Annotated in this window: 16 protein-coding genes and 1 riboswitch; of the genes, 13 read left to right on the top strand and 3 right to left on the bottom strand. The window is 67.2% G+C overall.

The window, feature by feature from the left end; genetic code table 11:
* Positions 1-178 precede the first annotated feature (178 nt).
* A complete protein-coding gene (gene smc / locus ACFVVC_RS05215; RefSeq protein ID WP_387449927.1) occupies positions 179-3,766 on the top strand; it encodes a chromosome segregation protein SMC in 3,588 nt (1,195 codons plus the stop codon).
* A gap of 84 nt (positions 3,767-3,850) precedes the next feature.
* Positions 3,851-5,056, top strand: coding sequence for a signal recognition particle-docking protein FtsY (gene ftsY / locus ACFVVC_RS05210; protein ID WP_387449925.1), 1,206 nt, complete (start codon positions 3,851-3,853; stop codon positions 5,054-5,056).
* A gap of 66 nt (positions 5,057-5,122) precedes the next feature.
* On the opposite strand, the gene ACFVVC_RS05205 is transcribed toward ftsY, so the two are convergent.
* On the bottom strand, positions 5,123-6,364 hold the full coding sequence (locus tag ACFVVC_RS05205) for an MFS transporter (RefSeq protein ID WP_387449923.1): 1,242 nt from the start codon (positions 6,362-6,364) through the stop codon (positions 5,123-5,125).
* 225 nt (positions 6,365-6,589) lie between these two features.
* Between ACFVVC_RS05205 and ACFVVC_RS05200 the strand changes: the two genes are divergently transcribed.
* Positions 6,590-7,945: an ammonium transporter gene (locus ACFVVC_RS05200; protein ID WP_387449921.1), complete on the top strand. Its 1,356-nt coding sequence runs from the start codon at positions 6,590-6,592 to the stop codon at positions 7,943-7,945.
* Positions 7,942-8,280 (top strand): P-II family nitrogen regulator, encoded by a 339-nt coding sequence (locus ACFVVC_RS05195; protein WP_285243988.1) that lies wholly within the window; start codon positions 7,942-7,944, stop codon positions 8,278-8,280. Before ACFVVC_RS05200 ends, ACFVVC_RS05195 begins: the two co-directional genes overlap by 4 nt.
* 126 nt (positions 8,281-8,406) lie before the next feature.
* On the opposite strand, the gene ACFVVC_RS05190 is transcribed toward ACFVVC_RS05195, so the two are convergent.
* Positions 8,407-9,825, bottom strand: a complete 1,419-nt coding sequence (locus ACFVVC_RS05190) for a glucose-6-phosphate dehydrogenase (protein ID WP_387449919.1) — start codon at positions 9,823-9,825, stop codon at positions 8,407-8,409.
* Between the two features lie 84 nt (positions 9,826-9,909).
* Between ACFVVC_RS05190 and ffh the strand changes: the two genes are divergently transcribed.
* Both ffh and ACFVVC_RS05180 read left to right on the top strand, forming a co-directional pair.
* Complete coding sequence (gene ffh, locus ACFVVC_RS05185; RefSeq protein ID WP_387449917.1) at positions 9,910-11,493, top strand: signal recognition particle protein; 1,584 nt, start codon at positions 9,910-9,912, stop codon at positions 11,491-11,493.
* Positions 11,494-11,535: 42 nt separating this feature from the next.
* On the top strand, positions 11,536-12,270 hold the full coding sequence (locus ACFVVC_RS05180) for an alpha/beta fold hydrolase (RefSeq protein ID WP_387449915.1): 735 nt from the start codon (positions 11,536-11,538) through the stop codon (positions 12,268-12,270).
* Here ACFVVC_RS05180 and thiC read toward each other — a convergent pair.
* Complete coding sequence (gene thiC / locus ACFVVC_RS05175; RefSeq protein ID WP_387449913.1) at positions 12,267-14,105, bottom strand: phosphomethylpyrimidine synthase ThiC; 1,839 nt, start codon at positions 14,103-14,105, stop codon at positions 12,267-12,269. The two genes, ACFVVC_RS05180 and thiC, sit on opposite strands and share 4 nt — an antisense overlap.
* A riboswitch (TPP riboswitch) is annotated at positions 14,101-14,208 on the bottom strand. It overlaps the preceding gene by 5 nt.
* A gap of 80 nt (positions 14,209-14,288) precedes the next feature.
* Between thiC and ACFVVC_RS05170 the strand changes: the two genes are divergently transcribed.
* From ACFVVC_RS05170 to trmD, 7 genes are all read left to right on the top strand, one after another.
* Positions 14,289-15,371 carry an amidohydrolase family protein gene (locus ACFVVC_RS05170; protein WP_387449911.1) on the top strand — a complete coding sequence of 361 codons (1,083 nt, stop codon included), beginning with the start codon at positions 14,289-14,291 and terminating at the stop codon, positions 15,369-15,371.
* Between the two features lie 101 nt (positions 15,372-15,472).
* Positions 15,473-16,348, top strand: coding sequence for a VOC family protein (locus ACFVVC_RS05165; RefSeq protein ID WP_387449909.1), 876 nt, complete (start codon positions 15,473-15,475; stop codon positions 16,346-16,348).
* 161 nt (positions 16,349-16,509) lie between these two features.
* Positions 16,510-16,965 carry a hypothetical protein gene (locus ACFVVC_RS05160; RefSeq protein WP_387449907.1) on the top strand — a complete coding sequence of 152 codons (456 nt, stop codon included), beginning with the start codon at positions 16,510-16,512 and terminating at the stop codon, positions 16,963-16,965.
* Positions 16,966-17,184: 219 nt separating this feature from the next.
* On the top strand, positions 17,185-17,607 hold the full coding sequence (gene rpsP / locus ACFVVC_RS05155; RefSeq protein ID WP_018768286.1) for a 30S ribosomal protein S16: 423 nt from the start codon (positions 17,185-17,187) through the stop codon (positions 17,605-17,607).
* A gap of 1 nt (position 17,608) precedes the next feature.
* The gene (locus ACFVVC_RS05150) at positions 17,609-17,851 is read left to right on the top strand and encodes an RNA-binding protein (RefSeq protein ID WP_018759999.1); all 243 of its coding nucleotides are present in this window, start codon (positions 17,609-17,611) and stop codon (positions 17,849-17,851) included.
* A gap of 102 nt (positions 17,852-17,953) precedes the next feature.
* Positions 17,954-18,499 (top strand): ribosome maturation factor RimM, encoded by a 546-nt coding sequence (gene rimM, locus ACFVVC_RS05145; RefSeq protein ID WP_387449904.1) that lies wholly within the window; start codon positions 17,954-17,956, stop codon positions 18,497-18,499.
* The gene (trmD, locus tag ACFVVC_RS05140; protein WP_387449902.1) at positions 18,500-19,312 is read left to right on the top strand and encodes a tRNA (guanosine(37)-N1)-methyltransferase TrmD; all 813 of its coding nucleotides are present in this window, start codon (positions 18,500-18,502) and stop codon (positions 19,310-19,312) included.
* The last annotated feature ends 162 nt before the right edge of the window (positions 19,313-19,474 follow it).

Below are 19,474 nucleotides of genomic sequence, written 5' to 3'. Positions count from 1 at the left end.
CACATCGGTGCAGGCCCAAGAGCTTAACTATGCCTTTGCAACGCCCGATCACGCATATTGGCCGGGGCGCCGGCCCCGGCCGCGGAGTGCTGGACGGGAAATGTCGCTCCTGCGCAGTAGATTATAGGGAGCCGGTTCCAGCATCGTTCCCTACCCCCGCCAGGAGACCAGGAAAGCCTTGCACCTCAAAAGCCTCACCGTCCGGGGGTTCAAGTCCTTTGCGTCGGCCACCACCTTCGACTTCGAACCCGGCGTCACCGCCGTCGTGGGCCCCAACGGCTCCGGCAAGTCCAACGTGGTTGACGCCCTGGCCTGGGTGATGGGCGAGCAAGGCGCCAAGACCCTTCGCGGCGGCAAGATGGAGGACGTCATCTTCGCCGGGACGTCCGGCCGGCCGCCGCTGGGACGCGCCCATGTGTCGCTGACCATCGACAACACCGACGGCGCCCTGCCCATCGAGTACAGCGAAGTGACTATCTCACGGACCCTGTTCCGGACTGGCGGATCCGAGTACGCCATCAACGGTGCTGGTTGCCGGCTGCTGGACATCCAGGAGTTGTTGTCCGATTCCGGGCTGGGCCGGGAAATGCACGTCATTGTGGGCCAAGGGCAGCTGGACCGGGTCCTGCACGCGACCCCGGAGGACCGGCGCGGATTTATCGAGGAGGCCGCCGGCATCCTCAAGCACCGGCGGCGCAAGGAGCGGACGGTCCGCAAACTGGAGGCGATGCAGGCCAACCTCCAGCGGCTGACCGACCTCACGGGGGAGATCCGGCGCCAGCTCACGCCCGTGGGCAAGCAGGCGGAAGTGGCCCGCCGCGCCCAGCGCGTCCAGTTCGACGTCCGGGACGCCCGGGCACGCCTCCTGGCCGATGACCTTGTCCAGCTCCAGCAGGCCCTGGAACAGGATGTGGCCGACGAAGCCGCGCTCAAAGCCCGGCGGACCGCCGTCGAACAGGACCTTGAAGCCGGACGCAGGCGGCAGGCCGCGCTGGAACAGCTGGCCGCGGAGGCCACTCCACGGCTCAACGCTGCACGCGATACCTGGTACCGGCTGTCCACCGCCAGGGAACGGCTTCGTTCCCTGGGCACCTTGGCCACCGAACGAAGCCGCTTGCTGGGCTCCGACGACGCCCCGGCCCCTGCCGGGCGGGACCCGGAACAACTGGAACGCCAAGCCCTACGGGTGCGGCAGGAGTTGGCCGAACTCGATGCGGACATTGTGCGCCGGCGCGCTGTCCTGGGCGCTGCAAGCGCCGCGAAGGCGGAGGCCGAGCAGGCAGCGCGCGCCGAAGACCAGCGGCTCACCGCCCAGTTGAGGGCGGCCGCTGACCGGCGGGAAGGCCTGGCCCGCCTCGCCGGGCAGGTCGCGGCGGCACGGTCCCGGGTGGAGTCGGCCCAGGCGGAGCTGGGACGGCTCCGCGAATCCCTTGCCGCGGGCACCGAACGGCGTGCCAAGGCACAATCCGAATTCACGGCCTTGGAAAACCAGGTGGCGGGAGTGGAGGAGGGGGAAGAGTCCCTCGACGCCGAGTACGAGGCCGCCAGTGACGTGCTCGATGCGGTGCTGGGCGACATCGCCGGCCTCAAGAATGCCGTCAACGAAGGAATCCGCAAACGCGATGCCCTCGCCGCGCGCCTGGAAGCCCTGAAACTCGGCCTTGACCGCAAGGACGGCGCCCGGCATGCGCTGGAGGCCGGTCTGCCCGGCATACGTGGCAGCCTCCCGGCCGCCCTCAACGTGCAGGCCGGTTTCGAGGCCGCCATCGCTGCTGCACTGGGGCAGGCATCGGACGCCGTCCTCGTCCAGGACGCCGACACGGCGGCCGCGGTCCTGCAGGTCCTCAAAGACGACGACGGCGGCCGGGCGGCCCTCCTCCTCGCGTCCGCTGCCGTGGACCAGCCCCGGGACGCCCTGGACACGGAGCTTCCAGGCGAAGCCCGGTGGGCTGCCGGACTGGTGGACGGTCCGGCGATTGAGGTGGCACTGGTCAGGCACCTGCTGTCCGGATTCGTCGTCGTACCCGGCATTGGTGCCGCGGCAGCGCTCGTGGCCTCGCAGCCCGGCGTCACGGCTGTCACCCGGGAGGGGGACGTGTTTACCGCCGTCTCGGCGACCGGCGGTTCAGCCAAGGCACCGTCCCTCCTGGAGGTGCAGGCAGCCGTGGACGACGCCGGGCGTGAACTCTCGGCGGTTACGGCGGACCTGGAGCGGAACAGGTTCGCCCTGGCCGCCGCCGAGGCCAGGCGCACCGGGGCACAGGAGGCCGCGGACGCTGCCCTGGACCGGCTGCATGAATCCGATGCCCGGCTCGCCGCCGTCGCCGAACGCCTGGGGCACCTCAACTCCGTCCTGCGCAGCGCCGTCGGCGAAAGCGAACGGCTGGCGGCCTCCCTGGCCCGCGCAGAAGAGAACGTGGCCGCCGAGGAAGAAGCGCTCGCAGCCATCACCGCCCGGCTCGCAGCCGCCCAGGAAGCCCCCGTCGAGCAGGAACCCTCCACCGAACAGCGGGACGAGCTGGCGGGAGCCGCGTCTGCCGCCCGCGCCGCCGAGGTGGAAGCACGGTTGTCCCTGCGCAGCGCCGAGGAGCAGCTGGCAGCCACCGGCAACCGGGCAGCCTCACTGGAACGCGCGGCTGCCACGGAGCGCCGGGCGCGGGAGGAAGCGGCCGAACGCGCGCGCCGCCGCCGTATCCAGGCCCGGCGCGCCGCTGCCGTTTCCGCGGGGGTGGACATGGCGCTTTGCTATGTTGACGTCTCCGTCGAGCTCGCCCGGCACGAACGCGACCTCGCAGAGGAGAACCGGGAGTTGCGGGACCGCGGACTCCGGGACATCCGGGAGTCGAACGACGCCCTGGCCCGCGAACTGGCGGACCTCACTGACAATGTGCACCGTGACGAACTCGCCCGCGCCCAGCAGCGGGCCAGGATCGAGGCGGTGGAAACCCGTTCCGTGGACGAACTTGGCATCACGCCGGAGGCCTTGGTCGCGGAGTTTGGGCCGCACGTCCCGGTGCCGGTCCCGGCCGAAGAGTCCGGCGACAAATGGGCTGCCCTGCGTGCTCCTGTCGATGCCGGCGGCGAGGAAATCCGGGAAGGCAAACCCTACGTGCGGCAGGAACAGGAGAAACGGCTGCGGAAGGCCGAACGGGACCTCGCCAGCCTGGGCAAGGTGAACCCCCTGGCGCTGGAGGAATTCGCGGCGCTGGAGGAACGGCACCAGTTCCTCAGCACGCAGCTGGAAGACCTGAAAGCGTCGCGCCGGGACCTGCTGGACATCATCAAAGAGGTGGATGACCGGGTCCAGCGTGTGTTCGCGGAAGCCTTCGAGGACACCCAGGCCCAGTTCGTCAGGGTCTTTGAGCGGCTGTTCCCGGGCGGCGAGGGGCGCCTGGTCCTCACCGATCCCGCCGACATGCTGACCACCGGCATTGACGTGGAGGCCCGCCCCGCCGGCAAGAAGATCAAACGGCTCTCCCTGCTCTCCGGCGGCGAACGCTCCCTCACCGCTGTGGCCCTGCTGGTGGCCATCTTCAAGGCCCGGCCGTCCCCGTTCTACGTCATGGACGAAGTGGAGGCGGCACTGGACGACACCAACCTGGGCCGCCTGATCACCATTTTCGAGGAGCTCCGGGAGTCCAGCCAGCTGATCGTCATCACCCACCAAAAGCGGACCATGGAGGTGGCGGACGCGCTCTACGGCGTCACCATGCGGGGCGACGGCGTCTCCACAGTGATCAGCCAGCGCCTCGGCGCCGAGGTATAGCAGCTCCAAGGCCGCGGTATCGGGGCAGGTCAGGCGCCCTGCCGGCGCCCGGACCGGGCAGACCCCGTATGAGAAGCTAGGGGAGTGAATGACATCCTTCCCATTGTCCTGTCCATCCTTGCTGCCGTGGTGGTCATCGGCGCGCTGATCCCGGTCCTGATCAAGACGCGGAGGAACATCACCCGCTACCCGGACACCCGGGACGCGAACGATCCCGAGGTCCGCTCCGGAGGCGGCACGGCAGTCGATGACAGCACCGGAACCATCGAACGCGGGACCCCCGGCGGTGCCGGCCCCGACGTTGTCGACACCACCACCGTCCCGGATGATGCCGCCGGACTCGAAACCATCCCGGTCGAAACCCCGCTGCCGGTCGCAGGGCGCCTCACCCGGCTGCGGGAGCGGCTGGTCCGCTCCAACAACATCATGGGCAAGGGCCTGCTGGCCCTGCTGTCCAGCGACCGGATCGACGAAAGCGTCTGGGACGAGGTGGAGGAAACTCTCCTGCTCGCCGACCTGGGCACCGAACCCACCATGCAGCTGGTGGATGCACTCCGCGAGCGGGTCAAGGTCCTTGGCACCCGCACCCCCGACCATGTCAAGGCCATGCTTCGCGAAGAACTGATCAAACTGGTCGATCCCACCATGGACCGCAGCCTGAACGTGGAGCGGCATGCGGACAAGCCCGCCGTCATGATGGTGGTGGGCGTCAACGGCGTCGGAAAGACCACCACCGTGGGCAAGCTCGCCCGGGTCCTGGTGGCCGAGGACAAGGACGTCCTGCTCGGGGCAGCGGACACCTTCCGGGCCGCCGCCGCCGAACAGCTGGCAACCTGGGGCCAGCGGGTGGGCGTTCCCACCGTGAAGTCCGATATTGACGGCGCGGATCCTGCGTCGGTCGCCTACGAAGCGGTGAAGGCAGGCATCGAGCAGGAAGTCGACGTCGTCATGATCGATACCGCCGGCCGCCTGCAGAACAAAGTGGGCCTGATGGACGAACTGGGCAAGGTCAAGCGCGTGGTGGAGAAGCTGGCCGAGGTGGACGAGGTCCTGCTGGTGCTGGACGCCACCACCGGCCAGAACGGCCTGAACCAGGCGAGGGTCTTCGCCGAGGTGGTCAACATCACCGGCATCGTGCTGACCAAACTGGATGGAACCGCCAAGGGCGGCATCGTCGTCGCCATCCAGAGGGCACTGGGCGTGCCCGTCAAACTCGTGGGCCTGGGGGAAGGCGCCGACGACCTCGCCCCGTTCGATACCGAAAGCTTCGTTGACGCGCTGCTGAACTAGCCACGCCAGCCCGACTAGCTCGCATAAGTTGTCGTTTTGAGCCCTCAAAACGACGATAAGTGCGAGCTAGTTGGGTTTAACCCGGAGTGTTTCGCGGGTGGGCAGCCAGCCGCCGGCCGCCAGCAGCATCATGGCGCCGGTGACTGCGAACGCCCAGCCGAACCCCAGGCCGTCCGCCATCAGGCCGGCCGCGACCGGTCCCACGATCGCCCCGACGTCGGACGTCATCTGGTACGCGGCCAGCACCTTGCCGCCGGAGCGCCCGTTGCCGATCACGTCCGCCACGGCGGCCTGCTGCGCAGGACCGAAAAGACCTGATCCGACGCCGGCCAGCGTCGACGCCGCGAGGAACCAGGGCAGATCGTGGGTGATGCCGATCGACGCGGTTGACAGGCCGGCCACCACCAGCCCGGAGATCATCATGGGCTTGCGTCCCAGGGAATCCGCGAGCCGGCCCGAGAAGGAGAGGGCGGCAGCGTTCCCGGCGGCGAACACAGCCAGTGCCAGGCCTGCCGCCTGCGGCCCCGCCCCAAAGGCGGCCGCAGCGAACAGCGGGACCGTTGCCATCCGGACGCCGAAGGTGGCCCAACCGTTGGCGAAGCTGGACAGGAGCGCCGACCGGTAGGTTCCGATTGCCAGGGCATCGCCGAAGCGCATATCCGGTGCGCGCTCCCGGGCCTCGCCGGTGCCACGGCGCTGATGGCTCAACTGGGTCTGTACCACGAACGCTGCCACGAGCAGTGCCCCGGCGTAGGCCAGGAACGGGACCCGCAGGCCCAGCCCGGCCAGCAGTCCGCCCACGATGGGGCCGCAGACGTTCCCGATCAGGAACGCCGACGCGTAGGCGCCGGACACCCTCCCCCTGCTTTTCGGGGGCGCCAGCCGGACCACCAGGGCCATCGAGGCAACGGTGAACATCACCGAGCCGGCGCCACCCAGGCCGCGGAAGAGCAGGAGCTGCCAGTAGTCTTGGGCGAACGCGCATGCCGCCGTGGACAGCGCCACGATCAACAGACCCGCAACGTAGATGGGGCGTTCGCCACGTTTGCCGATCAGCGCACCCCCGGCCGGCGCGAAAGCAAGGCGCATGAACGCGAAGATCGCCACGATGACCGCGGCCTCGGTGTTTCCCACCCCAAAGGTTGTTGCGAATTGCGGCAATACGGGGGCAACAAGTCCGAATCCAAGGGCGATGAGGAACGCTGCGGCCAGCATCACCTTGATATCCCGCGGAAGCTTCTCCCGTTGCGGCCTCAGACGGGCCAAAATCCTTGCGGTGGCGCCGTTTACCGGGGGTGGTGCCGTCATGGTGCTGAAGTCCTTGCTGGAAAGGGAGCCGGGTGGCTGCGCGAGTGCGGAAACATAACCGTAACAAGGCGGATATGCACCATTTACTTCCTAGAGGTTGTTGTAACAGGCCCGCAATGTAAATCCTCCGCGGCCGAAACACGCCAACGACACACTCGTTACAGGACGCAATAAGGCGTTGGCAGGCGGACAAGTCCGCACCAAAAGCAAGAGAGGACGTAGGCCATGGAACTCACCGCAGGTCTCGTTTGGCTCCTGGTTGCGGCAGCACTCGTGCTGTTCATGACCCCGGGCCTGGCATTCTTTTATGGCGGCATGACGCGCGCCAAGTCGGCACTGAACATGATGATGATGAGCTTCGTCGCCATCGGAACGGTCGGCATCACGTGGGTGCTGTGGGGCGCCTCGATGTCCACGAGCAACGAGGACAACTTCTTCCAGATCTTCGCCAACCCGTTCAGCCACTTCGGCCTGCACAACTTCACGGATCCGGCGGACCTGCTGAAGGTGGGCTACGCCGCAACCTTCGCGATCATCACCGTGGCGCTGATCTCCGGTGCCGTCGCGGACCGCGCAAAGTTCTCGGCCTGGGTGATCTTCACGCCGATCTGGGCCACGCTGGTCTACGCGCCGCTGGCCTTCATGGTGTGGGGTGGCGGCCTGTTCTCCAAGGACGGCTGGTTCGGCCAGACCTTCGCTCCGGTCATCGACTTCGCCGGAGGGACCGTGGTGCACATCAACGCCGGTGTCGCCGGCCTGGTGCTGGTCCTGATCATTGGTAACCGGAAGGGCTTCGGCAAGGACCCGAACCACCGCCCGCACAACATCCCGTTCGTCATGCTCGGCGCAGCCATCCTGTGGTTCGGCTGGTTCGGCTTCAACGCCGGCGCCGCCGCCACCGTGGAGCAGGCCGGCCTGATCTGGATCAACACCCTGGCAGCCCCGGCCGCCGCGATGCTGGGCTGGCTCGCCGTGGAACGCATCCGGGACGGACACCCCACTTCGCTGGGCGCCGCTTCAGGCGTGGTGGCAGGCCTGGTCGCCATTACCCCGGCCTGCGCCAACGTCTCACCGCTCGGTGCGATTGCCCTGGGCGTCGTCGCCGGTATCGCCTCGGCCCTGGCCGTCGGCCTGAAGTTCAAGCTCGGCTATGACGACTCCCTGGATGTTGTGGGCGTCCACCTCGTCGCCGGTGTCATCGGCACCGTCGCCATCGGCTTCCTCGCCACCCCCGACCAGGGAGCTGCCGGCCTGTTCTACGGCGGCGGCTCAACCCAGCTGGTGGCCCAGGTCCTGGCAGCGCTGTTCTCCATCGCCTTCACCGCTGTGATGACCCTGATCATCGCCTACCCCATCCACAAGACCATGGGCTTCCGCATCTCCGAGCACCAGGAAATCACCGGCGCAGACCTTAGCCTGCACGCCGAGACTGCCTACGAGTTCGGCGTCGGCGGCCACGGTGGCAGCTTCCAGCCGCTGCACGACATGGTGACCGGCAAGAGCCAGGCGGAAAACCGGGAATCTGCAACCGGAACACAGCAGGCACAGCCGGCAACAGGCAAGGAAAGCGTGGGGGCATGAAACTGATCACTGCAATCGTCAGGCCGGAAAAGCTCGAGGCCATCCGGGAAGGACTGGAAGCCTACGGCGTGCAGGGACTGACCGTCAGCGCAGCCAGCGGCTACGGACGCCAGCGCGGCTACACCGAGGTGTACCGCGGTGCCGAATACAATGTGGATCTGCTTCCCAAGATCCGCGTTGAAGTCCTGGCTACCGACGAACAGTCAGACGACATCCTGGACGTGATCATCGCCAGCTCCAACACCGGCCGGGCCGGAGACGGCAAGGTCTGGACCATCGACGTCCATGAAGCAGTGCGGGTCCGGACCGGTGAACGCGGAGTAGCCGCCATCTAGGCGGAATACACCGTTCCTGCGGTCAGGAAAACTGGCCAGGAACACCTGAACGCATCAACACAGCGGGCGGGAACCGAAAGGTTCCCGCCCGCTGTGTTTCGTCCCGTGCCTCGTGCCGTTCCGTGATCAGTCCCCGCCGCCTGCTCCCGTTTCCCGATTGGTGGGCCAGGACGCCGGGCCGGCCGAACCGGCGTCGTACTCCTCCAACGGGACTTCGTCCTTCGCCCACGCCGTGAGCACCGGCTCCACGATCCGCCAGCAGTCCTCCGCGGTATCGCCGCGGACGGACAGCAACGGGTCTCCGGTCAGGACGCCCTCCAGCACCTCCCCGTACGGCAACAGGTCGGAGGCACTCAACTCCGCCTCCAAGGTGACCCGGCCCAGGCTGAAAATGTTCCCCGGGCCGTTGACGTCGACGTCGAACTCCAACGTGTCCGGGCCAAAGCCGATCCGCAGCTGGTTGGGGGAGTCCACCCCCGTGAAGCCCAGGGGCAGGTGGGGCACGGGAAGGAAGGTGACTACCGCTTCCTTGCGCTTGTCGCCCAGTGCCTTCCCTGAACGCAGGATGAACGGCACTCCCCGCCAGCGCCAGTTGTCGATATCCACCTGGATCTCTGCAAGGGTTTCCGTTCCGCGGCCGGCATCCACCCCCTCCTCCTTGGCGTAGTCGGGGACGGACTTCCCTGCAATCGAGCCCGCCGTGTAGCGGGCCCTGCGGGTTGTGCCGGTGAACGGTGGACGGACGCTGCTGGCCCGAAGCACGCTGGATACCGCGTCGCGGAGGTCGCGCTCGCCGATAGTGGCCGGAGGTTCGATGGCCATGAGGGCCATGACCTCCAGCAGGTGGCTCTGGATCATGTCGCGGAGTGCGCCGGCACCGTCGTAGTAGCGGGCGCGGCCCTCAAGGGCCAGGTCCTCGTCGAAGAAGATCTCCACCTTCTCCACGTGCTGCCGGTTCCAGACCGGCTCCAGGAAGTTGTTGGCAAACCGCAGGCCCAGGATGTTGAGCACTGTCGCCTTGCCCAGGAAGTGGTCCACGCGGTGGATGTGGTCTTCCGGAACCAGGCGCGCGAGCGTACGGTTCAAGGAGCGCGCCGACTCTTCGCTGGAGCCGAACGGCTTCTCCATGACCAACCGGGTGCCCTCCGGAACCTCCTGCGGCTGGAGTATCTCGCAGGCCTTCTGGCTGATGTGGGGCGGAAGCGCAAAATAGACGGCCACAGGGCCCTTGAGCCCTGCCAGCAGGGACGCAAGGGCACCCTTGGCCGTGACATCCACCTGGTGGTACGCCGTTTCCTTCTGCAGCGACTCGAGTGCTTCCTTCCCCCGGCCGTCCGCCGCGCCCGCTGCGGTGGCGAACGAGGACCGGACCCGCTCCTGCCACTGTTCCGCGGTCCACGGATCCGATCCGGCACCCACCAGCCGGAGTCCTTCGGCCCTGCCCGCCGCCGCCAGCCGGGCAAGGCCGGGAAGGAGGAGCCGGCCGGTGAGGTCGCCCGAGGCGCCGAGGATGAGCAAGGTCTGCACAGATGTTTGGCTCGTCATTTTGCCAGCATGCCACCTGACGCGGCTGACTTGATACCCTAGGTAGTCGAGTCCCGATCATCTCTTGAAAGAAGTTCACGGCGCGTGTTCAATTCACTCTCTGACCGGTTGACAGCAACCTTCAAAAATCTCCGCGGCAAGGGCCGCCTCACCGAGGCCGATGTCGATGCCACCGTCCGCGAGATCCGCCGTGCCCTGCTGGACGCAGATGTCGCCGTTCCGGTGGTCCGCGAATTCACCGGGAAGGTCCGTGAACGTGCGCTCGGCGCCGAGGTCTCGGCTGCGCTGAATCCCAGCCAGCAGATCGTCAAGATCGTCAACGAGGAACTCGTGGAGATCCTGGGCGGCGAAACCCGCAGGATCCGGCTGGCCAAAAACGGCCCCACCATCATCATGCTGGCCGGCCTCCAGGGTGCAGGCAAGACCACCTTGGCCGGCAAGCTGTCCAAGTGGCTCAAGGCCCAGGGCCACAGCCCCATGCTGGTGGCTTGCGACCTCCAGCGCCCCAACGCCGTCACCCAGCTCCAGGTGGTGGGCCAGCGCGCCAACGTCCCCGTCTTTGCCCCGCACCCCGGCGCCACGTCCACCGAGCTGGACCACCCTGCCGGTGACCCGGTCGCGGTCGCCCGTGCCGGCGTGGAAGAAGCCAAGCGCACCCTGCACGACGTCGTGATCGTGGACACTGCAGGCCGCCTGGGCGTCGACGCGGACATGATGGAGCAGGCCCGCCAGATCCGCCGCGCCATCGTCCCCAACGAAGTCCTCTTCGTGATCGACTCCATGATCGGCCAGGACGCGGTCAATACTGCCCTCGCCTTCGATGATGGCGTCAACTTCACCGGCATCGTACTGTCCAAGCTCGACGGCGACGCACGTGGCGGTGCCGCGCTGTCGGTCGCCTCGGTGACCGGCAAGCCGGTCATGTTCGCCTCCACCGGCGAGGGCCTGGACGATTTCGAACTCTTCCACCCGGATCGGATGGCCTCCCGCATCCTGGACATGGGCGACATCCTCACCCTGATCGAGCAGGCCGAAAAGTCCTGGGACAAGGACGAAGCAGCCCGGATGGCGAAGAAGTTCGCCGACCAGGAGGACTTCACCCTCGAGGACTTCCTCGCCCAGATGCAGCAGATCCGCAACATGGGCTCCATGAAGAAGATGCTCATGATGATGCCGGGCGCGCAGAACATCCGGCAGCAGCTGGAGCAGTTCGACGAGCGCGAAATCGACCGCGTCGAGGCCATTGTCAGGTCCATGACGCCGCACGAGCGCCTCGCCCCGAAAATCATCAACGGATCCCGCCGCGCTCGCATCGCCCGCGGCTCCGGCGTCCACGTCTCCGAGGTCAACGGCCTGCTGGAACGCTTCGCGCAGGCCCAGAAGATGATGAAGAAGATGGCCCAGGGCGGCATGCCGGGAATGCCCGGGATGCCGGGTATGCCCGGTGCCGGCGGGGGTGCGCGGAAGAACGCCAAGAACGCGCCGAAGAAGAAGGCGAAGTCCGGCAACCCGGCCAAGGCTGCGCAGGAACGCAAGGATGCCGAGGCCCGGCGCGCCAATGCAGGCAAGGCCCTGCCCACCGGTGCCGCGTTCGGCCAGCCGGGCGGCGACTTCGATCCCTCGCAGTTGAACCTCCCCAAGGGCTTCGACAAGTTCCTGGGCAAGTAGCAGTTCGCCACGGATGTCGGTGCCGTGGAATAGGGTTGGGTCATGTTCAAGCAGCGGGTAGTTTTCGTGCACGGCGCCGGTGCTTTCGGCGCCGCCGCGTGGCCCCGGCAGCACGGCATGGCGCTGTCCTTCGACGCCCTGTTCCTTCGCCGGCAGGGCTATGACGCCGTCGCGGAACCGGTGGAATCATCATTTGCCGAGGACACTGCCATCGTGCTGCAGTCCCTGGCTGACGATGGCCGCGGCGCCGCCGGCGGACATGTGGTGGCACACTCCCAGGGAGCCATCCCCGCCATGATGGCCGCCGTCGAACGCCCCGACCTCGTCTATTCGTTGACCCTGGTGGAACCGGCGTGCCTCTCGCTGACCGCGGAGCTGCCGGCAACCGCGGCACACATCAGCCTGATGAAGCCCCTCCTCGAGGTCCGACACAAGCTCAGTGACGAGGACTTCCAACGGGAGTTCGTCCGGCGGGTCTATGCCACGGACCTCCAGCAGCCCGCCACCACGGAGGAGAAACGGTCCGCACGCCGGCTGCGGCTCCAAGTCCCGTCGTGGGAAGCTCCCCTGCACATTGTTCCCGGCGTCCCCACCCTGGTCCTGACCGGGGGGTGGGAGCCGCTGTACGAGGAAATTGCCGGTTACCTGCGGGAGACCGGTGCCCTGCACCGCGTGGCTGCGGGCGGGCACCGGCCCCACGACTCGGTGGAAGGCGACCGGACCATCCGGCAGTTCATCAGCGGGGTCAGCCGCAGCGAGCCGGCCCGGGCCTCCTAGTTGCCGGCAGGCATCTGCAGTTCCGGCAGGTAGACCTTGCCGCCGGCGGCCAGGAACTCCTGGCTCTTTGCCCGCATCCCCGACGCCGCCGCCGTGAGTGCCGCTTGCGCCTCAGCCGAGCCATATTCATTCCGGATATCCTGGCTGATCCGCATCGAGCAGAACTTGGGCCCGCACATGGAGCAGAAGTGCGCTGTCTTGGCGGGTTCGGCCGGCAATGTCTCGTCGTGGAATGATTCCGCCGTCACCGGGTCCAGCGAGAGCGCGAACTGGTCGCGCCAGCGGAATTCGAACCGTGCCTTGGACAGAGCATCGTCGCGCTCGTGCGCCCCCGGGTGGCCCTTGGCCAGGTCCGCTGCGTGGGCCGCGATCTTGTACGTGATGACGCCGGTCTTTACGTCGTCTTTGTTGGGCAGGCCCAGGTGTTCCTTGGGCGTGACGTAGCAGAGCATGGCGGTGCCGTACCGGGCGATTTCGGTGGCCCCGATTGCCGAGGTGATGTGGTCGTAGCCGGGCGCGACATCGGTCACCAGCGGGCCGAGGGTGTAGAACGGCGCACCCTTGCACAGCTCCTGCTGCCGCTCCACATTTTCGCGGACCAGGTGGAACGGCACGTGGCCGGGGCCTTCCACCATCACCTGGACGTCGTACTCCCAAGCGCGCTGCGTCAGTTCGGCCAGCGTGTCCAGCTCGGCGAACTGCGCTGCGTCGTTGGCGTCCGCCGTGGAACCGGGCCGCAACCCGTCACCCAGGGAGAATGCGACGTCGTACTTGGCGAAGATTTCGCAGAGTTCGTCGAAGTGCGTGTACAGGAAGTTCTCCTGGTGGTGGGCCAGGCACCAGCCGGCCATGATCGATCCACCGCGCGAGACGATGCCCGTCACCCGGTTGGCCGTAAGCGGGACGTAGCGCAGCAGGACACCGGCGTGGATGGTCATGTAGTCCACGCCCTGCTCGCACTGCTCAATGACCGTGTCCCGGAAGATTTCCCAGGTCAGCGCGTTGGCCTCGCCGTTGACCTTTTCCAGTGCCTGGTAGATCGGCACGGTTCCGATCGGGACGGGAGAGTTGCGGATGATCCATTCCCTGGTGGTGTGGATGTCGTCCCCCGTGGACAGGTCCATCACCGTGTCCGCGCCCCACTGGGTAGCCCACTGGAGCTTGTCCACTTCTTCGGCGATGGAGCTCGTCACGGCGGAATTGCCGATGTTGGCGTTGATCTTCACCAGGAAGGCCTTGCCGATGATCATCGGCTCGGACTCGGGGTGGTTGATGTTGTTCGGGATGATGGCGCGCCCGGCGGCCACCTCGCTCCTGACCAGTTCCACGTCGCAGTTCTCCCGCAGCGCCACGAAGCGCATTTCCTGCGTGATGATGCCCTGCCGGGCGTAGTGCATTTGGGTTACTGTCCGGCCGTCGACGGCGCGGCGGGGCACCGGCCGGGCGCCCTTCCACTCCGCGGAGGCTGCTCCGCGGCGCACGGCCGAGCGGCCGTCGTCGAGCAGGTTGCGTTCCCTGCCGGTGTAGGCCTCGGTGTCCCCGCGCGCCACAATCCATTCGGCGCGGAAGGGCTGCAGCCCGCGCACGGGGTCGCTGCCGGGGCCCGCAGTCCGGTAGGTCCGGAAGGGGGGATTCGGCGTGCCGTTCGGCGATGGCTCAAGGGCGATTTCCGTCACCGGTACCCGGATCCCGGAACTGGCATCGTCGATCCATGCCAGGGAATGCGATGCCAGGGACTGCGTCACCGGCGGTGTGGATCCGGTGTCGGGACCGCTGGCCGAATCGGAACCGGACGGCAGCAGGGCAGGGTTCAACTGGGTGTTTTGCGTACTCAAGGGAATACTCACTTCCTTCGCCGGCATTACCCGGACAGGTTCAACGGTCGCAGGCTGCGTCAGCCCGATCTCAGCCCCTGCAAGGGCACCCGTGTGGTCAGCAACGAAGCTACCACAGCCCTCCGGAAGCCCGATGTAACAATCGATGATGCTAGCCTGACCGGGCAACGAAAGGATGCCCGGATGGCAGGAATCATTCACTTTCGCGGACCTGTCCTGGCTGCGCCGGAGCAGGTGCGGCACGGACTCTGGTCCGTGGACGGCACGCTCACTTTCCGCCGGCCCGCACCGCCACCTGACCGGGTACTTGACGGCTGGGTGTTGCCGGGCTTCGTGGACGCCCACTGCCACATCGGGCTGGGGCCGGCCGGTCCGGTGGAGGCCGCCGTGGCGGAGGCACAGGCGCTGGCGGACCTCAACGCCGGAACCCTGCTGGTCCGTGATGCCGGTTCGCCGGCCGATACTCGCTGGATGCAGGGCGGCAAGGAATTCCCGGTACTGATCCGCGCGGGCCGGCACATCGCCCGGACCCGGCGCTACCTTCGCGGCTTCGCCCACGAAGTCGAACCCGAGAGCCTCGTCGAGGCCGTGCGCAAGCAGGCCCGGGACGGTGACGGCTGGGTCAAACTGGTGGGGGACTGGATCGACCGGCGCGCCGGTGACCTGGCGCCCTCTTTTCCCGCCGCCGTCGTCCGCGACGCCGTCCGTGCCGCGCATGACGAAGGTGCGCGGGTGACGGCCCACTGCTTCGCCGAGGACACCCTGGACCAGATGCTCGACGCCGGCATCGACTGCATCGAGCACGCCACCGGGCTGCTGCCCCGCCACTTGCCCCGGTTCGCCGAGCAAGGCGTGCCGATCGTGCCCACCCTCATCAATATCGCCACGTTCCCGGACATTGCCGCCCAAGCGGAGCCCAAGTTTCCACGGTACGCGGCCCACATGAGGTCCCTCTGGGAGCGGAGGCTGGAGCGCGTAGCGCAGGCTTACGCCGCCGGCGTACGCATTTTCGCCGGAACGGACGCCGGCAGCGTCATCCGCCACGGCCGCATCGCGGACGAAATTCTCGCCCTGCACGGTGCGGGCCTGCCGATGGCTGCAGCACTGGATGCAGCGTGCTGGGCAGCCCGCCGCTGGCTCGGAGCGGACAGCCTGGAGGAGGGCGCACGCGCCGACGTGATCGTGTGCCGTGAGGATCCACGGGCGGTCCCGGAGACCATCGGCAGGCTGGAACACGTCGTGCTCGGCGGCCGCATTATTCAATGACTGAAAGGGGGGGTCCGGGACTTGGAATAAATTGAAGCTTCAAGTAATTTTAATAGGTGACAGGCCGCCATCGGGACGGCCGCCAATCCAAGGAGCCTCCAATGACCACAGCAGCCAACAGCCAGGACCTGCTTCCTGCCGACCTCGCCATGGGCACGGTGATGCTCAAGGTGGGGGACATGAAGGTCATGACCGACTACTACCAGCGCGCACTGGGCCTGGAGGTGGTGGCTGAGCAGGATGGCGGACTGTACCTCGGCCGTCTGGGCCGCCCGCTGGTCCACCTGGCCCCGGCTCCGGGGCTGAACCTGCCCGGCAGGGGAGAGGCCGGACTGTTCCACACCGCGCTGCTGTTTGAAAACCAGGCCTCCCTCGCCGCCACCATCGCCACGGCGGCGCAATACGAGCCGATGTCCTTCACCGGCAGCGCCGACCACTTGGTCAGCGAAGCCTTTTATTTCACCGATCCGGAAGGCAACGGCATCGAACTGTACTGGGACCGGCCGCGCAGCAACTGGTCCTGGAACGGGACGGACGTGGTGATGGACAGCCTCGCGCTGCCCCCGCAGCGCTACCTGGAGCAGCACCTCACTGAGGAATCGCTGGAAGGCCAGCGCGTGACGGCCGCAGGAGTGGGCCACGTCCACCTCCAGGTGGGAGACGTCCAGACGGCGCGTGACTTCTACGTGGGCACCCTCGGTTTCGAAAAGACGGCGGGCTGGCACGGGCAGGCATTGTTCGTTTCCGCCGGCCGCTACCACCACCACATGGCCATGAACGTCTGGAACAGCCGCGGCGCCGGCCCGCGCAAGGACACCCTTGGGCTCGGCGAAGTCCTCATCGAAGTTCCTTCAGGGGACGACGTCGGCGCCTTGGCCGACCGCCTCAAGGTCGCCGGAGTGGCTGCCCACCACACGGGCGCCGAGCTTCGGTTCGAGGATCCGTGGCGCAACCGGCTGCGGGTGGCCGTCCGCTGAGCTTGCTGCGGACGGAGGCCGGCCGGGGCCGCCAGTTGCCCCGTGCGCCCCGGCCCGGCGCGTGCGCCTGCCGGTCCACAGCTACTAGGCTGATTCCGTACGGCCGGGACGCAGGCTGCTCCCGGCTCGCAGTTCCGCCAACGGAAGAAGGGCAAACAGCCATGGGCTTCACCGAGATCTTTGTTGCCACCCATGACGCCGCGCTTAAACGCGCCGGCCTCCTTGATGCAGGGAGCGCGCCCGCGGCAAACGGCGGTCCTGACGGCCATGCCGTGCGGATCGAGGGAGTCAGTGACTTCGAAATCGAACAGCTCGGCGACCTCGCCGGGACTGCCGTTCACGCGGGCGGCGCCGACTATGAGCTGACCATGGTGGACGTCGCCAGTGACTCCCTCCTCGCAGTTCCGCCTGCCATGGTCCGTGCGCTGGCAGACCTCCTGTCCTACGAGACTGAAGGTGAGGGCAACGTCCTCGAAGACGTCGCCGAGCAGTGGGCCGCCCAGGACGACATGCCCTTCGGTGCGGCCCAGGCCCGGACTTACGTGGAGCAACTCGCCAGGCTCGCGGCCGGGCTGGACGACGCCGAACGTACCGGGCTGTACGTCTGGTCCGCCTGACCGGCGCTGCAGGGTCCATCCCGCGGCCGGCGGCGGCGCAAAGCGCCGCAACGCCAAGTCGAAATAAGTTCGCTGATCTGGCACAATAAACAGGTACTCGATCTGCGTGGCCCCTCTCTCCGCGTCCGGATCCTGTCCTTCGAGCCCGCAAGTACGGCCCGCCCCACGGGTGCAGAACGCCGGGTTCACCCCTTTTCTGAAACAGGAGTGACCACAAAAGTGGCCGTAAAGATTCGCCTTAAGCGCTTCGGCAAGATGCGCGCCCCGTACTACCGCATCGTCGTCGCGGACTCACGCACCAAGCGTGACGGCCGCGCCATCGAGGAGATCGGCAAGTACCACCCCACCGAAGAGCCCTCGTTCATCGAGGTCAACTCCGAGCGTGCCCAGTACTGGCTGTCCGTCGGCGCCCAGCCGTCCGAGCAGGTTGCCGCCATCCTGAAGATCACCGGTGACTGGCAGAAGTTCAAGGGCCTCCCGGGCCAGGAAGGCACCCTCAAGACCAAGGTCGCGAAGGAAGCTTTCGTTGCTCCGGAGAAGGGCTCGGTCATCATCCCGGAAGCCATCACCAAGAAGGCCTCCAAGTCTGACGCTGCCGAGGCCCCGGCCGACGCCGAAGCTGAGACCACCGAGGCTGAGTAGATTGCTGGCAGAAGCGCTGGAGCACCTTGTCCGCGGAATCGTTGATTCCCCGGACGACGTCAAGGTCAGTTCGAAGAACAACCGCCGCGGGGACACCCTCGAGGTGCGGGTTCATCAGGATGACCTCGGACGGGTGATTGGCCGCCAGGGCCGCACGGCACGCGCACTGCGCACCGTGGTGGCAGCACTGGCCGGCGGCGAACCGGTCAGGGTCGACGTCGTCGATACCGACCGCCGCCGCTGAGCGCTCGGCAACTTTCAGTTTCGCTCCGGCCCCTCCACCACCAGGTGGAGGGGCCGGAGTGCTTTCACCCCACACCAACCACAACCCGGAACAGAGGAACAGATGCAGCTTCAGGTGGCGCGGATCGGCAAGCCGCACGGCATTCGCGGGGAAGTCACGGTCCAGGTGCTGACCGATGCCCCCGAAGACAGGTTTGTCCCCGGCACGGAGTTCGTCGTTGAACCGGCCTCCTCCGGCCCCTTGACGGTGGACAGTGCGCGCTGGAACAAGGACATCCTGTTGCTGGGCTTCGCGGAAGTGACTGACCGCAACCAGGCCGAAACCCTCCGCGGAGCCAAGCTGTTCATCGAAACGGAAGAACTCGACGAGGATGACGACGAAGGCTGGTACGAGCACGAACTCGTCGGCCTCCAGGCGCGGGTCGGCTCACAGGTGGTGGGAAAGGTGACAGCCCTCGCCACCATGCCCGTCCAGGACCTGTTGACCGTGACCACCCCTGAGGGCGAAGAGGTCCTCATCCCGTTCGTGGAGCAGATTGTGCCCGAGGTTAACCTTGAGGAGGGCTTCGTCCTGCTCACCCCGCCGGACGGCCTCTTCGAACTGAACGCCGGCGATGCCGCATCCCCGGAAGCCGAAGGCCGGGAATAGATGCGGATCGACGTCGTCAGCATCTTCCCCGAATACCTTGCCCCGCTTGAGCTATCGCTGATCGGCAAGGCCCGCCAGGACGGGATCCTGGACCTGCACGTCCACGACCTCCGCAGCTTCACCACCGACAAGCACCGTTCCGTGGACGACACACCTTACGGCGGAGGTGCGGGCATGGTCATGAAGCCCGAACCGTGGGCGCAGGCCCTCTCAGCGGTGGCCCACGGCCGTCCCGATGCGCAGCACAAACCCGTCCTGATCGTTCCCTCTCCCGCCGGCGAGCGGTTTACGCAGGCCCTGGCCTATGAACTGGCCGACGAAGAGCACCTTGCTTTCGCCTGCGGACGCTATGAAGGCATCGACGAGCGCGTCATCGAGTGGGCCCAGGAGCATTTCACCGTCCGCCCCGTAAGCCTTGGCGACTACGTGCTCAACGGCGGGGAAGTCGCCGTCCTTGCCATGGTGGAGGCCATCGGCCGGCTCCTGCCCGGCGTGGTTGGCAACCCCGAGTCCCTGGTGGAGGAGTCACATTCCGATGGCCTGCTGGAATATCCGGTCTACACCAAGCCGTCCGTGTGGCGGGACCGCGAGGTCCCCGCGGTCCTGCTCAGCGGAAACCACGGCAAGATCGCGCAGTGGCGCCGGCACGAGCAATACCGCCGGACAGCGGAGCGCCGCCCGGACCTCCTGGACGCGTTCGACGCCGGCAATCTTCCGCGTGCGGACCGCACGGAACTGCATAACCTGGGGTACGACGTCGTGGCCGGAAGGTTGGCCCGCCGCCCGGACCCGGCGCCGGGGGAGCAGGAATAGCTCCCGTGCCGGCGCGGAATTGGCGTAGCCCTTCCACTGTGGCAAAATTGACCTTTGTGTCTGCTGGGTCCGCACCTGCCACAGGGGGTAGCGCGGCCAACAGCCGGACAACCGGCCCCGTCACCCATTGAAGCGGCCGGACCACACTACTTCGGCAGCAAT

Origin of the sequence: Pseudarthrobacter sp. NPDC058196 (genome assembly GCF_042882685.1) — a bacterium.
In the GTDB taxonomy this organism is placed as follows: Bacteria; Actinomycetota; Actinomycetes; order Actinomycetales; family Micrococcaceae; genus Arthrobacter.
Note: the sequence above shows the minus strand (reverse complement) of the source record. Positions and strands in the feature narration are given on the sequence as shown.